The organism is Roseofilum sp. SBFL, from assembly GCF_017746885.1.
Lineage (GTDB): Bacteria > Cyanobacteriota > Cyanobacteriia > Cyanobacteriales > Desertifilaceae > Roseofilum.
The window spans coordinates 1-13,884 of record NZ_JAGHZH010000042.1 but is presented as its reverse complement, the minus strand read 5'-3'; the positions used below and the strand labels follow the sequence as shown (position 1 = coordinate 13,884).

Annotated in this window: 14 protein-coding genes, 1 pseudogene and 1 CRISPR repeat array; of the genes and pseudogenes, 7 read left to right on the top strand and 8 right to left on the bottom strand. The window is 45.3% G+C overall.

The annotated features are described in order from the left end of the window. Positions 1 to 147: 147 nt before the first annotated feature. Both J7545_RS04605 and J7545_RS04600 read right to left on the bottom strand, forming a co-directional pair. Positions 148 to 1,245: a tetratricopeptide repeat protein gene (locus J7545_RS04605; protein ID WP_318698534.1), complete on the bottom strand. Its 1,098-nt coding sequence runs from the start codon at positions 1,243 to 1,245 to the stop codon at positions 148 to 150. A 153-nt stretch (positions 1,246 to 1,398) separates the two neighbouring features. Next, complete coding sequence (locus J7545_RS04600) at positions 1,399 to 1,695, bottom strand: DUF565 domain-containing protein (protein ID WP_271936647.1); 297 nt, start codon at positions 1,693 to 1,695, stop codon at positions 1,399 to 1,401. A 106-nt stretch (positions 1,696 to 1,801) separates the two neighbouring features. On the opposite strand from J7545_RS04600, the gene psb28 reads away from it, so the two are divergent. After that, complete coding sequence (gene psb28 / locus J7545_RS04595; protein ID WP_318698533.1) at positions 1,802 to 2,158, top strand: photosystem II reaction center protein Psb28; 357 nt, start codon at positions 1,802 to 1,804, stop codon at positions 2,156 to 2,158. 2 nt (positions 2,159 to 2,160) lie between these two features. Here psb28 and J7545_RS04590 read toward each other — a convergent pair whose 3' ends face one another. After that, positions 2,161 to 2,412, bottom strand: a complete 252-nt coding sequence (locus J7545_RS04590; protein ID WP_318698532.1) for a DUF6737 family protein — start codon at positions 2,410 to 2,412, stop codon at positions 2,161 to 2,163. A gap of 74 nt (positions 2,413 to 2,486) precedes the next feature. On the opposite strand from J7545_RS04590, the gene J7545_RS04585 reads away from it, so the two are divergent. Then, positions 2,487 to 3,194 carry an ROK family protein gene (locus tag J7545_RS04585; RefSeq protein WP_318698531.1) on the top strand — a complete coding sequence of 236 codons (708 nt, stop codon included), beginning with the start codon at positions 2,487 to 2,489 and terminating at the stop codon, positions 3,192 to 3,194. A gap of 117 nt (positions 3,195 to 3,311) precedes the next feature. Further along, a CRISPR array of direct repeats spans positions 3,312 to 4,953; the repeat unit is 37 nt; unit sequence GTTTCAATCCCTCATAGGGATTTAAGAGCGTTTCAAC. 398 nt (positions 4,954 to 5,351) lie between these two features. Here J7545_RS04585 and J7545_RS04580 read toward each other — a convergent pair. Next, a complete protein-coding gene (locus J7545_RS04580) occupies positions 5,352 to 6,785 on the bottom strand; it encodes an IctB family putative bicarbonate transporter (protein ID WP_318719206.1) in 1,434 nt (477 codons plus the stop codon). 363 nt (positions 6,786 to 7,148) lie between these two features. Here J7545_RS04580 and J7545_RS04575 point away from each other — a divergent pair, with 363 nt between their 5' ends. Together J7545_RS04575 and J7545_RS04570 are read left to right on the top strand one after the other, a co-directional pair. Beyond that, positions 7,149 to 8,123: an L-histidine N(alpha)-methyltransferase gene (locus J7545_RS04575; RefSeq protein WP_318719205.1), complete on the top strand. Its 975-nt coding sequence runs from the start codon at positions 7,149 to 7,151 to the stop codon at positions 8,121 to 8,123. Positions 8,124 to 8,436: 313 nt separating this feature from the next. Beyond that, positions 8,437 to 8,583 carry a hypothetical protein gene (locus J7545_RS04570; RefSeq protein ID WP_318719204.1) on the top strand — a complete coding sequence of 49 codons (147 nt, stop codon included), beginning with the start codon at positions 8,437 to 8,439 and terminating at the stop codon, positions 8,581 to 8,583. A 22-nt stretch (positions 8,584 to 8,605) separates the two neighbouring features. On the opposite strand, the gene leuD is transcribed toward J7545_RS04570, so the two are convergent. The 4 genes from leuD to J7545_RS04550 all read right to left on the bottom strand — a co-directional run bounded on the left by leuD (position 8,606) and on the right by J7545_RS04550 (position 11,761). Continuing rightward, entirely contained in the window at positions 8,606 to 9,193 is a 588-nt protein-coding gene (leuD, locus tag J7545_RS04565; RefSeq protein WP_318700301.1) for a 3-isopropylmalate dehydratase small subunit, read from the bottom strand. Between the two features lie 108 nt (positions 9,194 to 9,301). Beyond that, complete coding sequence (locus J7545_RS04560; protein ID WP_318719203.1) at positions 9,302 to 10,561, bottom strand: folylpolyglutamate synthase/dihydrofolate synthase family protein; 1,260 nt, start codon at positions 10,559 to 10,561, stop codon at positions 9,302 to 9,304. Beyond that, entirely contained in the window at positions 10,551 to 10,934 is a 384-nt protein-coding gene (locus J7545_RS04555) for a hypothetical protein (RefSeq protein WP_318719202.1), read from the bottom strand. Before J7545_RS04555 ends, J7545_RS04560 begins: the two co-directional genes overlap by 11 nt. A 194-nt stretch (positions 10,935 to 11,128) precedes the next feature. Continuing rightward, the gene (locus tag J7545_RS04550) at positions 11,129 to 11,761 is read right to left on the bottom strand and encodes an ABC transporter ATP-binding protein (protein WP_318700298.1); all 633 of its coding nucleotides are present in this window, start codon (positions 11,759 to 11,761) and stop codon (positions 11,129 to 11,131) included. A gap of 140 nt (positions 11,762 to 11,901) precedes the next feature. Between J7545_RS04550 and J7545_RS04545 the strand changes: the two genes are divergently transcribed. The 3 genes and pseudogenes from J7545_RS04545 to J7545_RS04535 all read left to right on the top strand — a co-directional run. Further along, the gene (locus J7545_RS04545) at positions 11,902 to 12,870 is read left to right on the top strand and encodes a Sll0314/Alr1548 family TPR repeat-containing protein (protein WP_318700297.1); all 969 of its coding nucleotides are present in this window, start codon (positions 11,902 to 11,904) and stop codon (positions 12,868 to 12,870) included. Positions 12,871 to 12,934: 64 nt separating this feature from the next. After that, the gene (locus J7545_RS04540; protein WP_318700296.1) at positions 12,935 to 13,441 is read left to right on the top strand and encodes a DUF4112 domain-containing protein; all 507 of its coding nucleotides are present in this window, start codon (positions 12,935 to 12,937) and stop codon (positions 13,439 to 13,441) included. A gap of 215 nt (positions 13,442 to 13,656) precedes the next feature. Beyond that, positions 13,657 to 13,884: pseudogene (locus J7545_RS04535) on the top strand (IS701 family transposase); the annotation flags it as partial.

The following is a 13,884-nucleotide window of genomic DNA, read 5'->3' as shown; positions in this document are numbered from 1 at the left end:
GCGGGTATAACGGGAGACCCCTGCCGACATTTAGTGGGATTTTTTTCTATATCCTTTTCTAAGGCCTCCCAATCTAGTTTTCGGTATGTTCTTGATAAGTTTTTAAATATTTCACTTAACGTTGATGTGTATGTTTGTTCCTTAGCTCTATAGCTCTTCCATCAACGCTTTGACTCGATCGATTCCCTCTCGATCGCCAGCCACCTGATAGAGTTGTAGGGCGCGTTCTAATATGGAAAGGGCTTCCTGTTTGCGATCGCGCTCTTTGAGTGCCAACGCCAGCTTATAATAGCCTTCTGGATCTTGGGGCGCTAGTTGCACCACCTGACGATAGGTGGCGATCGCCAAGAGGACATCATTCTGTCTCATGAGAATATCACCCATGGATCGATGGGCATCCACCAAATTCCGATCCAAGGATACTGCCCGTTGATAGGCTTGATAGGCTTCTGGCCAATTTTCAAAGCTCTCTTGGATTTTACCAATGGTCATATAAATTACCGGATTCCGGGAATCGAGTTGAGCCGCTTTATCCAAGGCTTGCCGTCCTAAATCCACATTACCGCGAGCTAACCAAGCACTAGCTAATTTCACCTGAATGCTACCGGAACGAGGATTCAGTTGTTCGGCTTGTCTGAGGTGTTGAATGGATTGATCCAGTTGTCCTTGTTTGAGGTACATTGCTCCGAGTAACTCATGGGCTTGAAAATTTCGAGGATCGGCACTGAGAACCTGTTCATAAGTTCTTTTAGCTGAGACAAAATCATTTTGTCGCCACTGCACCACTCCCAAACCCAGATAAGCCTCCAAATTGTTCCGATCTAACTGAATGGCTTGTTGATAGGCAATTTGGGCAGCCGCATTATCGCCAATCTTGGCTAAACTATGGCCGAGGGCATAGAAAAAGTCTCCATTCTGGCGATCGTAAATCACTGCCTGACGATAGGCTTGAGCTGCTTGAGCAAAATTTCCTTGAATAGCTTGCAGATAGCCAATACCAGAATAGAGGCGAGCATTTTGGGGGTCTAATCTGAGGGCTTGTTGATAAACTTGAATGGCCCTAGGATAATTTCTCGCTTCGACGAACTGATTACCTTGCTCCAAAAGAGTATCAAGCTGGGCATCAGTGGGCGATCGCTGGGCAATCCATTCTACCCCTTCAGAGGCTTGAACGGCTAAGGGCGCACCCCCCTGAAAACCTCCCCAAACCAATAGAGTTGCCAAGAATAAGCTGGATTTGTGCATGGTTGATGATCGACAGAGTGTGTGTGAGGGATTTGTAATGAAAATTTACACTTTCTTTAGGATTCCGGCAAGGGGGAATAGGGGGACGCGGGGAATGGGAGACACGGGGATATGCAGATAAGGAAGATACTCAATGACTCCCGACTTAATTCTTCAAGATCCTAGTTTGAAGGCTTCGACGAACAGACTATACACTAAGCCAATTTTCAACCCATTAATTACATCTCGCCAGAGGTTATCTTGACTCCAAAGCTTAGAGCCATAAATGAGGCGATTGAGGACTTCTATCCCCATCACCAAAATGGCAGCTACCAGGATATCTTGTTCTGCCCTTTGACCCGCGATGGTAGACAAGGCTGTACCCAGGAAAAAACCGAATAAAAAACTGATAGTCAGCAAGGACAAGCGCCGCCAAGGATTGCGTAATACCCTAGCAGTCTCTCGACTCAAAACATTGACGAGTTCATTCAGACGAGTATTCTGCGTAACCCTATCCTCCCGATCGAGTGCAGTGCTAAAATTAAGGGTAAACCATTCACTCCATTTTTACCAAATTGTGACTATCTCTGTAGAATTTATTGAAGGAATGTCAGAAGAAATTAGTGGCATTAGTCTGCGAAAACGCCCGAATTCTGACACCAAAATCGTAGTTTTAAGCTTTGAGAGGCTGGTGGCAGCAGAAGGATTTAAGAGTTTTGGCAATAAGGTGGAGCATCTGTGGCTCAAGGATGAAGAAGGGACAATCCAGGTGAGTCCCAATGGTATGAAGTTTATTTTTGTTGATGATGATGAGCTATCTAATGCAGAGTGTACGTTTGAGGTGCATTCTCAAGATCGGTTTGAGCGGGTAATGCGTTTCTTCCATCGCTATGCTGATGCCTATGGTTTTGAGTTTCAAGGCAATAGGCAATAGCTTTAGGATTCTTCTGGAGGGGGATCGAGGGGTAATAGACCACTCTGTTGGATAAGTTTGGGCCAAATGAGGATAAAGTAGCCCATCCAAGCGAATATGGGTAGGGAGAAGATGAGGGAAAACCACCAACGATGGAGAATAATCCAACTCAGGGCGATCGCCGTGACTCCAGTTAAAATGATAGACCAGGGTTGACACCACCAGGGCTTATATTGCCAAACACTCACGGGTTTTGAGGGAAGCGATTCAGACATTGGCACAAGAGAACATCGGGTGTGATTTCAGAACTTTATTGTATCGGAAATATTTCTAAACACAAGGGAAAACTATGGAAAAATTGAAATCCAAAGATCGGACGTTAGCGATTGATATTGGTGGCAGTGGAATTAAGGCAATGGTATTGGATCGCAAAGGCCGTCCTTTGGGCGATCGCGTGCGGGTGCAGACTCCCCAACCGGCTACACCCGAGGCAGTTTTGAGGGCGATCGCCGATTTAGCCAAACAAGCAGGAGCTTGCGATCGGGTTTCCGTGGGCTTTCCCGGAGTTGTGCGCCACGGTATTGTTTATACTGCCGTTAACCTTCATCCCAATTGGGTAGAATTTGACCTAGCCTCACCGCTCTCTGAATCGTTGGGGAAACCGGTACGAGTGGCTAATGATGCCGATATTCAAGGCTTTGGAGCGATTTCTGGCCAAGGGGTCGAACTGGCGATCGCCCTGGGAACGGGCTTAGGAACTGCCTTATTTGTAGATGGAAAACTGGTTCCGAACCTGGAATGCGGCCATCATCCTTTCCGTAAAAAACAAACTTATGAGCAACAATTAGGACGCGCCGCCCTGGAGAAAGTCGGGACAAAAAAATGGAATAAACGGTTGAAAAAGGCGATTTGCAAACTCCAACATCTATTCAACGCCGATCGCATCTATTTAGGAGGTGGAGAAGCGAAAAAGGTAGACTTTGAACTTCCTGAAAATGTCTCCATTGTTCCTAATATTAATGGACTTTTAGGCGGAATTGCTCTCTGGAATTTATAGCACTTTGCGCTAGGGAATAGGGAATAGGGAATGGGGAATGGGATTGTGGTACATGGCTTTGGGGATTCGGTATTGCACTCCATAACATCGCAACGCGCTGTATCTATTTTTCTTTCAGTTTCAATCCCTCATAGGGATTTAAGAGCGTTTCAACGTGGGGAATATTGGATTCGGTTAGGCGATCGCTTGTTTCAATCCCTCATAGGGATTTAAGAGCGTTTCAACACCCCTTTCTTGGCGATGACAATCGCCCTTTGCTTTGTTTCAATCCCCCATAGGGATTTAAGAGCGTTTCAACGAGAATTGTTTCATTAAATCCTTAATCAAATTCGTTTCAATCCCTCATAGGGATTTAAGAGCGTTTCAACTCATAACGATGTGCAATCACTTCGCACACTATTCTGTTTCAATCCCTCATAGGGATTTAAGAGCGTTTCAACGGGGCAATTTTGCGTCGCTAAGGGCACATCCCCTTGTTTCAATCCCTCATAGGGATTTAAGAGCGTTTCAACGCAATTTTGCGCCGCTAGCGGCATATCCCCCTGTTTCAATCCCTCATAGGGATTTAAGAGCGTTTCAACTACTTTGAGGCTGTTTCAGTTCTACATTGTGCCCAGTTTCAATCCCTCATAGGGATTTAAGAGCGTTTCAACGGACAATAGGGAAGCTGATGCCCCTATGATTTCTCTCGTTTCAATCCCTCATAGGGATTTAAGAGCGTTTCAACTCTACAGACACCGTGGGATACAGATAACCCGACGTTTCAATCCCTCATAGGGATTTAAGAGCGTTTCAACAGAGGAGTATCTGCGGGTAGCGTGGGATACCGAAGTTTCAATCCCTCATAGGGATTTAAGAGCGTTTCAACCTCATATGCGGAGCATTATGGCGTAAATATCTGTAATACGTTTCAATCCCTCATAGGGATTTAAGAGCGTTTCAACGGAATTTTCCATTCCTCGCCTCATCTGTCCAGTGTTGTTTCAATCCCTCATAGGGATTTAAGAGCGTTTCAACAACATGGGTCACTTCCATTACTTCCCCTTCCCAAAGTTTCAATCCCTCATAGGGATTTAAGAGCGTTTCAACAATAGATTATATCTATAAATGGTAGCCCATTGGGTTTCAATCCCTCATAGGGATTTAAGAGCGTTTCAACATCTGAGAGTTCCATGGGATTGAGTGTTATGCAGGTTTCAATCCCTCATAGGGATTTAAGAGCGTTTCAACAGCAGGACGAAGAGACCAAGAAGAAAGAGAAATCAAGAGTTTCAATCCCTCATAGGGATTTAAGAGCGTTTCAACCTAACGCAAAGGAGGATTGTGTTAGGGGAAAGAAAAAAGTTTCAATCCCTCATAGGGATTTAAGAGCGTTTCAACTATATTTCCCGTGGGGAGAGAGTTAACTGAGTTATTTATGTTTCAATCCCTCATAGGGATTTAAGAGCGTTTCAACTCACAGCCCCCTGGAGCAACAGCAGCTCGGGAAGGTTATTTATGTTTCAATCCCTCATAGGGATTTAAGGGCGTTTCAACAATGACTGCCAAAATAGCCTTCATAGTATCCAAGGCTTGTTGGTTTCAATCCCTCATAGGGATTTAAGAGCGTTTCAACTCCGGTAATTTGAATGGATATAAATGTCGAATTTCGCTTCAATCCCTCATAGGGATTTAAGAGCGTTTCAACGCTGCTGAAGAGGCGTACCTGCGTGTGCCATGGGAGTTTCAATCCCTCATAGGGATTTAAGAGCGTTTCAACATTGCTCTTGGTGATGAGGAGTTTTTGCGCCTTCGTTTCAATCCCTCATAGGGATTATAAGAGCGTTTCAACAGAGAGGGGAAGTAGGTTTCATAGAGAAAATAAATTTCAATCCCTCATAGGGATTATAAGAGCGTTTCAACGGCTGGCTTTTGAGATCCTTGCTGTATTTACTTTTCAAGGTACATTTCCGACGCATAGGTAGTATCATAGCAAATCGACTCCCAACAAACAAGCTCAAATCGCTGAAACCTTTGCTCTGTAAGAGCCGACGCTGGTTGTCAGATTCCAAAGCTTGGAACTCAGACGAGATAAGGCGTACAGCCATTTCAGCGTTAGAGGCATTTTCCACACCCTCCTAGCGTCGGAATTAGAGAGGGAGATGGGGAGATAATCAATTATCGATTGTCGATGTTTTGATAATAACTAGAGATAATAGCAACGGCGAACCACCAGAGGGTGTTGACTTGGGGACGATACCAAACCGTATCGACTGCACCATGGGCCATCATACCGATCGCGATCGCCAATGCTCCCATCAACCACCAGGCTTCGGTGGAAGCCTGGTTCCGCAATCGTTCCAGGTTTTTCCATCCCTGATGGAAGGTGACGGCTAAAAACCACAGGAATACGCTTAAGCCGATTAAACCCGTTTCTACCGCCGTTTCCAGTAAGACAGAATAGGCACTAAGGGCGGAATATTTCGGGGTCATAAACAGGGGATAGATTTTATTAAATGCACTATTGCCCGGCCCAATACCGATAATGGGATACGCTTCGATCATCCGCACAGCCCCCATCCAGACATTAATGCGGAAATTATTACTGCTATCGCTACGACCGGCAAAAATACTGGAAACGCGATCGCGCACGGGAGGCACAAACAGGACTGCTATGGCAAACAAAGCGACTAAAACTCCGAACGTTAAGGGAAGGGCAAACTTTTGCCAAAACGGAGATAACCTAGCGCTCCACCAATAAACCGCCAATAAACCGAAGGCAGTTAGGGCGACCACAAACCCAATCCACCCTCCCCGACTATAGGTCAACACTAAGCAGGCAGAATTGACCGCGAACGTCACGATCGCCAACATTTTAGGAAAAATGCCATTCCAGATCCAAACCGCCGCCAGGCCCCAAATAACCGCCGGTAAGAGATAACCGGCTAGGAGGTTAGGATTGCCCAAATAGCTATAGACGCGGGTAACATCAGCAGAAGCTGAACTGGGGTCAACCCAAGTAGCTAGCGATCGCGCCCCAAAGAAATATTGGCGAATCCCATAAACCGCTACGGGTAAACTGGTCAATAAATAGATAGTAATTAGACTAGAGCGAATCCTCGGATTACGGGCGAGTCGAGCAGTAAACGCAAAAAATAGCAGATACAAACCCAGTTTAATCAAGCCACTGAGGGCAGCCATTTTTACTGGAGATAGGGCTGTAGCGATCAGAGAAATCACCCCAAATAGGAAGATCGCTCCATGGATAGGAGTTGCTAAGGGTTGGCTTTCCTGACGGGGATCGTCGGAGAGGGTGAGTAAAATCCAGAATCCACTACAGGCGAGCAACAGGACACCAATTAAAGTAGTGGAGACAAAGGGACTAAACCCTAGAACCAAGGCCACGAGGGTAGCACCGATCCAGTCAGCATAGGTCATCAGAGCGCTACCAGAACGCCAGGTTCTCAGCAATCCGACAATTCGATGCAGTAGGGATCCTTCCAGCCAAGGATCGAGGGCAAAATTAGATAAGAGTAAAGTTTCCCACACAGCAATTTTTAGGGAATAGGGAATAGGTAATCGATAATAGCAAGAGTTTAGCAGGGTGGGCAATGCTCACCAACCCCTAATTTTACTAACTAGGGTGTAGTGTTCTAAAACTGATGTTAGATTTAATCTAATCTTTGTTGTTTGCGCCCCCTATCCCCCCATCACAGCGCAAGGTGCTGTATTGATGCACAAAGAAAGCCATTGGACACGCCCTAGATTTTGCCCAAATGCATGAAGACTTTAGTCTCTGGTTGATCTCAAACTCGTCTGGGATACGGTCACTCAAACCTTTCCTAGACTTGTCCAAACTCTTCAACCCTACCTCTGTCCTTAATTCACTTTCTAAAGAAAAAATAAAGGATATTGGACAAAAATTATTCCATGCTTAGATGGACTAGGAAAATTTGTTAATTAACCGAAAGAATCATGAGTAGCACAACTGGAGACAAAAAAGTCATTAATAAGCTTGAGCAAGATACAATGGAATTTCTGTTCGGTAAAGTTAGTGGCAATTTATGGCCTTATTTGTACGGTACTCCTGAAGATGATAAAGATCCGGTTCGAGGTGGGATCTTGTACAATGAAATGTTAGACGGTGAAAAAGATTATTACCTTTATAAGTATGAGTCTAAACTCTTCCAGAGCAAAGGCCATATTCTAACTGAAAAAATTGGTGCTAATGCGACTTTTGTTGAGCTAGGCCCTGGAAGTGAGCAAAGTATCCGTCTAAAAACCTTGCCACTGCTTCGCTCTTGTCATGAATTAAAAGGATATTTGGGAATTGATATTTCCCAAGATTTTGTGGATAAAGTGGTTGAAGTAATTCGTTCTGAACTGCCCAATATTTCGGTTGAGGGAATGCAGCAAGACTTCACTCAACTAGAGAATATACCGGAATATGAAAAACCGGTTGTTTTGTTCAAGGGCAGTACTATCGCCAATCTGAGAAGAGATGAAGTGCCCGTTTTTATTGCTCAGATTAAGGCATTAATTGGCAAACCGCACTATTTGCTTCTCGTTCATGATGCCAACCAAGATGAAGTGTCTTTGATGAAGGCCTATGATACTCCAAAAATGGCGATTTTTATGGAGAACATTATGTTTCGTGTTGATCGGGATGGCGGTACTGTGGGGATGAAACCTGGAGCTTTTAGTTACCAACCAGAATGGGAACCGCAGACCCACGATCTCAAGCATGTTTTAACAGCAACTGAAACTCAAAAAATTGAACTTCAAGGGCAAATGGTAGTGGTTGAGAAGGGGCAAAAATTTCATACTTTGAGTTCTTTTAAATATCCCCCTGAAGTGTTTAAATCGATGATCAATTCTGTAGGCTATAAGTCTATTGATTTTATTTTAGGTGATTGCAATTGCATGGCTGCCCATCTTTTTCAAGGTTAGAGTCTGTGAGAAAATGTTTTATAGGCATCTCTAGATTATTGCTGTTTCAGCCGTTTCCAACGGCTGAAATGTTGGGGATGCGTTTTGGCCAGCTTCAGGGTTTAAATAAATAGAAATGTCTTATTGCCTATTGTCTTATCCCTTGAATAACTAGCGTATAGCCTTACAGCGCAAAGCGCTGTAACGGAGTACAGTATCATTGAGATCAGTCATTGCGAAGGTCACGCAAGTGGAATGAAGCAATCGCAAAATCCCCCAATCTTGGCGATTGCTTCCCTGCGGTCGCAATGACCACTCACATCTACGATCAACAATGTACCTCATAGCAGCGCTTCGCGCTGTAACCCTCTTCTGTCACTTTTGGGTAAAGGGGCGTGAAACCCTGATTCCTTCGTTAGCGATCGCGGGCTGTAATGACGGAAATTCGTTAGAATTTCCCAGAGTGACAGAAGAGGGGTAAGTTGTGGCCAAGGCCTTTGGGTTCAAAACTTAAGATAAGGCAATTCGGCGGCTGTCGCACGAATAGAGTCTACTCCTTGCAGGAGTTGGCTGCAACTGTCCCATGTACCAGAGGTAAACATTTGTTGCGCTCCAGCACTAAGGTAAACGGGGCTGGAGTTGCCTTCCCAGGCTACAGTCAAGGTATTGAGATCTAGGGTAAGCTCCATTTGAGGATTAGCGGCGATCGCTGTTTGCAGGGTCTTGATTTGCTCGCTCGAAGCGGTGACACAAGGCAGTCCAATGGCGACACAATTACCAAAGAAAATTTCGGCAAAACTTTCACCGATAATGGCTTTAATCCCCCAACGGGCGATCGCCTGGGGAGCATGTTCTCGACTGGAACCACAACCAAAATTACCATTCACGACTAGGATTTTCGCGTCTTGATACTGGGGTTGATCGAAGGGATGTTTGCCCTGGATTTGGGCACGATCATCCTGAAAAACAACTTCTCCTAAGCCATCGAATGTGACACAGCGGAGAAAACGAGCTGGAATAATGCGATCGGTGTCAATATCATCACCGATTGAGGGAATTCCTGGGCCAGAAATTAGTTGAATTTGACTCATAGTAAGAGGGGGAATCAGGAATAGGAAATAGGCAAGAGGAACAAGAATTTTAACGTTCTTTTGCACTGCTATAATAGGGCGTTACCTGGCTGACGATCAATAGACCTCTTACCTATGCAGGGAAAAATAATAACCCAACAGATATAAGGAACCTGAAAGCACAATTAACCCGGAAGAGTCTATGACGGCTGCATCTAAAGCATCTTGGAGATCTCGATAGGCGGCACAAGCGCTCAGGTTCGGTTGTAGAGTTTGGGCGAGTTCAAGCAGGGCTTCCGGGGAAGCACAATTGCTGTCGGGAACGGGGACAGTAAAGAGGAGATCGCCGGGACGCAGCAGCATTTCAAAAATTTCTTGATGGGATTTGGTTGAGATCATTCCCATTACCCAATGAATGGAAGTCGTCTCTAAGCTATCGAGATAGTGGCGCAAAACCATCGCCGACTCTGGGTTATGGGCCCCATCAATCAGGATGCGCTGTTGTTTCCAACTACTCCATTCTAGGCGACCGGGCCATCGGGTATGGGCAATTCCCTGTTGGATGGCTTGAGGAGAAATCTGCCAGTCTGAAGGGGGTAGAGCTTGGATGGTGGCGATCGCCACAGCAGAATTTTGCAGTTGATGCGCTCCCACTAAGGGCAGTTGATACTCCAGATCGCCAAACCTCGCTCTTCCTCCCCCCAAATCTTCGGCAGCTCGAGGATAAAGAGCTGGGCAATTTAACTCTTGAATTCGTTGCTCAATCACCGTTTGTGCTTCTGGCTGGAGAGCGCCAATAATCGCTGGACAGTGGGGTTTGAGGATACCTGCTTTTTCCCGGGCAATATCCCCTAGGGTAGGCCCCAAGACTTGCCAATGATCCCAACCAATGGAGACAATAATCGAAGCTAAAGGGCGATCGCACACATTTGTCGCATCTAAACGCCCCCCTAACCCCACTTCCATGACCGCCACATCGCAACCCCTTTCAGCAAAATAGAGCCATGCAGCAGCCGTAAACACTTCAAACTGAGTGGGCAAATCTTCAGGATTGACCTGTTCTAAAACCAAAACCAAACTGTTATAGAGGTCTTCTGAGGCAATATTCTGACCATTAATACAAATTCGTTCCGTCCAATCTTGTAAATGAGGGGATGTATAGCGTCCCACTCGATAGCCCGCTGCCTGTAAAATCGACGAGATATAAGCACAAACTGACCCTTTGCCATTGGTTCCAGCCACATGGATAACTCGAACCCGATCCTGGGGATTCCCCAGACGAGCCAAGAGTTGCTTAATGCGATCCAACCCTAGATGAATCGCCGGATGTTGATGAGAGGGCAACAAATCGGCGATCGCCTGCCCCCATTGAGAAACCTTATTCTTCAAGTTGCAATCTCAAATTCACTGTTCCAGAAGGTCTAACATCACCGGGAGAGCGAAATAATCCTAAACCTTCCCCTACGATACTCTCTCTATACATGACATCCACCTTTTCATTGAGTCTCAATTGGGGAATCCCTCGAGATCTTCCCTGGGTCGATAAGCGCGGATCTGCCCGGTTTTCTAGGTCTGTATACAAACCCGGAAAATCTTGAGTGCTGCGACTCTCCACTGTTTGCAAAGAGTCTCCTTTCAAAGTCACCGCCTCATCTTGGGACAGAGCGGGAGCCGTGAAGAAGGAAACCACTCCCCCCAAAGTCATCAGGGGTATAACTAGCCAGAACCCGATGGCGCTACGTCCTGCTAGGGAATCGGGCATACGGCATAGGGAATTGAGGGGGTGTACCTGCATTTTAGGATTCACAACTGTACTCCATAACTGTAAAGTCTTCATCTGTAACACTGAGGGATTCAGTCTAAAAATACCCATACTTACTATTATGGTGCGCTATGGAAAGCCTGAGCAAGCGATCGTTTATAAAGTCTTAATCTCCTCACTATCTCTTGCCAGCCCTAAAGCGTGACAGCCATTAATTCTCCCTGATTTAAATGCCAACAGCGATCGGCTAAACTCACTAACTCATCGGGATCGTGGGTGACAATCATCAAGGTCCAATGGGACTTAATTTTAGCTAACAATTGCACCAATTGCCGACGCATCGACCAATCTAAACCGGCGGTTGGCTCATCTAACATTAAAATACTCGGTTGACGGATTAATTGTACCGCTAAAGCTAAACGGCGCTGTTGCCCCCCACTCAACGCATGGGGAGAGGTTTGCAACGACAGGCGATCTAAACCCACTTCCATCAGGGCTTCCCTAACCCGATCTAAATCTAACTCTGGATGACCTAAACGCAACTCTTCCAGAATCGTACTGCCGCAAAAATGGCGTTCGGGAAACTGAAAGACTAATCCTGCCAATTGTTGCATATCCTCAGCAATTAACACTTGCTCGCGCCAGCGAATTTCTCCGGCTGTTGGATAAACTAAACCTGATAAAATTTCCATCAGAGTACTTTTTCCAGAGCCACTAGGGCCAATAATTAATCCGAGTTCTTGGGGGCCGAGTTCTAAATTAATGGCTTTGAGAACTGGGTGGGGAATAGCTGGAGGATGATAGCTTAAGTTGTTCAGATAGAGCATGGGGAGATGGGGGGATAGGGAGATAGAGGGATAGGGGGATAGAGGGATAGGGGGATGGGAACTTTTAATTCAAGATATATCATCATATCGAGTATACTATCGGACTAGAGAGCGACTGACTGCTGTTGAGTTAAACTGCCATGAAAAACCAGCGTAACCTATTTAAATTTTGCTCCAGCTTGGCGATCGCCAGCTTACTGCATCTGAGCATATTCACGTCTTCCCTACAAGCGGGCGATCCCTTCCGCGACCAAAATCCCCATGCCATTGGTGACCATACGGAAACTGCATTTAAGGCCCTTTTTATTGGCGGAGATTATCCCCAAGCGCAACAGTATCTACAACAGGCAAAACAGAAGGAAGCCAACGATCCAATGCTTTATGCAATGATGGCTTCTCTAGCGTATATTGAACAAGACTGGGAGAAGTTTGAAGAATATGCTCCCCAAACGGGTAAAGTGGCCAAGGATTTAGTCAATGAGAACCCGTTGCGGGGAAATTTATACATAGCAGTGGGTCATTTTATGGAAGGGGGTTATGCCTTAGCTAAAGATGGGCCAGTCAGGGGCGCAACCCAAGCATTAAGGGAGTTACAAGAAGCGCTAAAGTTTATTAACAAAGCAGAAAAAATCCAATCGGACGATCCAGAGTTGAATTTAATTAAGGGATACATGGACTTGATGTTAGCCGTGAATTTACCCTTTGCCGATCCGCAACAGGCGATCGCCCGTTTAGAAAATCTAGCCCGTCCCCAGTATCTCACCTATCGCGGCATTGCCATGGCTTATCGGGATTTAGGCAATTACAATAAGGCTCTTGAATATGTAAATTTAGCCTTATCTGAGACCCCCAATCATCCCGAAGTTCATTACCTCAAAGCACAGATTCTCAAACAACTCGAACAATGGCAAGCCGCCCAAGGCTTTTTTAATCAGGCCTTAGCTCGGCCGCAAATTTTACCCAAATATTTAGTCGCCCAAATCTTTTTTGAATCTTGTCAAAATCAGCGTAAAATTGATCGGAAACCGCGCAATTGTGATGCTCTGCGCGACCCCATTAAAGAAGGCAATCAAACCTGGGGGCCGGAACGTTTACCCTCTTTAGATTAGCGCTACGCGCTAGTGATGGGTAATAGGGAATGGGTCAGAACGTTCTGTATTTATATTATTCATCATGGAACATAAAAGTCGGGAATCAGAAAGAGAACAGGGAAGCAAACGCTATCGTATTCAACGTCTGCGCCGTTTAAGTCAACTGCTCGATAATGCTCTACCTATTCCCGGCTTAAATTACCGCGTGGGAATCGATCCAATTATTGGCTTAATTCCTGGAGGTGGAGATATGGTGAGTGGGATCTTATCCGCTTATATTGTTCTGGAAGCAACTCGGTTTGGATTACCGAAAGAAACCCTAGGACGCATGGTGATTAATGTCCTCATTGATACCCTGACCGGAATTGTTCCCATTTTAGGGGATCTTTTCGATCTCACCTGGAAGGCAAATGCCATGAATGTCGAATTGCTGGAAGAACATTTACAAGCCCCTAAATCCAGCGAAGCAGCCGATCGCGGCTTTATCATTGTCATGATTATGAGTTTGGCCCTGATTGTCGTTGGCGTTACCAGTTTCGGCCTGTTCCTGCTCTGGGGATTAACCACTTTAATGAATTCTTTGTTTTAATTTTAAGACTCTCCTCTAAAAACATCACTCATAGGAATTCACACTACAATAGAATCTGAAAACTCACTTGTTCCAGTCGTCTAACTTTAATATCCCCCCAGATTGGAGCATTGAGATTCTTTCGTGAGAGATCGCAGGCTATCCCTCTTCTGTCACTCTCCGAGAATGAAGATAGAATAAAATAGAGTATCAATAGCTAAAAGCGAGATAGATCAATGGATGTAGAGTTACAGATCTTAAAACATTTGCCCAGATCGCCGGACACTAGGGTGTCAGTTGTTGATCAATATTGTGACTCTTATCAAGAGATGTTTGGTGAGGTGAGAAGTTATGAATATTTTAAATACTTACATTTAGGAATTATTTCTCCTATCCCCAGAAAGTCCTTTCCGGAAATAGCTAAAGTAGTTGGCATCAACTCGCCTCAATCCTTACACCATTTT

Coding starts and splice junctions, on each gene's coding strand:
- J7545_RS04605 (WP_318698534.1), bottom strand. CDS start 1,245: ATGCACAAATCCAGCTTATTCTTGGCAACTCTATTGGTTTGGGGAGGT.
- J7545_RS04590 (WP_318698532.1), bottom strand. CDS start 2,412: ATGTCTGAATCGCTTCCCTCAAAACCCGTGAGTGTTTGGCAATATAAG.
- J7545_RS04585 (WP_318698531.1), top strand. CDS start 2,487: ATGGAAAAATTGAAATCCAAAGATCGGACGTTAGCGATTGATATTGGT.
- J7545_RS04575 (WP_318719205.1), top strand. CDS start 7,149: ATGAGTAGCACAACTGGAGACAAAAAAGTCATTAATAAGCTTGAGCAA.
- J7545_RS04570 (WP_318719204.1), top strand. CDS start 8,437: ATGTACCTCATAGCAGCGCTTCGCGCTGTAACCCTCTTCTGTCACTTT.
- leuD (WP_318700301.1), bottom strand. CDS start 9,193: ATGAGTCAAATTCAACTAATTTCTGGCCCAGGAATTCCCTCAATCGGT.
- J7545_RS04555 (WP_318719202.1), bottom strand. CDS start 10,934: ATGCCCGATTCCCTAGCAGGACGTAGCGCCATCGGGTTCTGGCTAGTT.
- J7545_RS04550 (WP_318700298.1), bottom strand. CDS start 11,761: ATGCTCTATCTGAACAACTTAAGCTATCATCCTCCAGCTATTCCCCAC.
- J7545_RS04545 (WP_318700297.1), top strand. CDS start 11,902: ATGAAAAACCAGCGTAACCTATTTAAATTTTGCTCCAGCTTGGCGATC.
- J7545_RS04540 (WP_318700296.1), top strand. CDS start 12,935: ATGGAACATAAAAGTCGGGAATCAGAAAGAGAACAGGGAAGCAAACGC.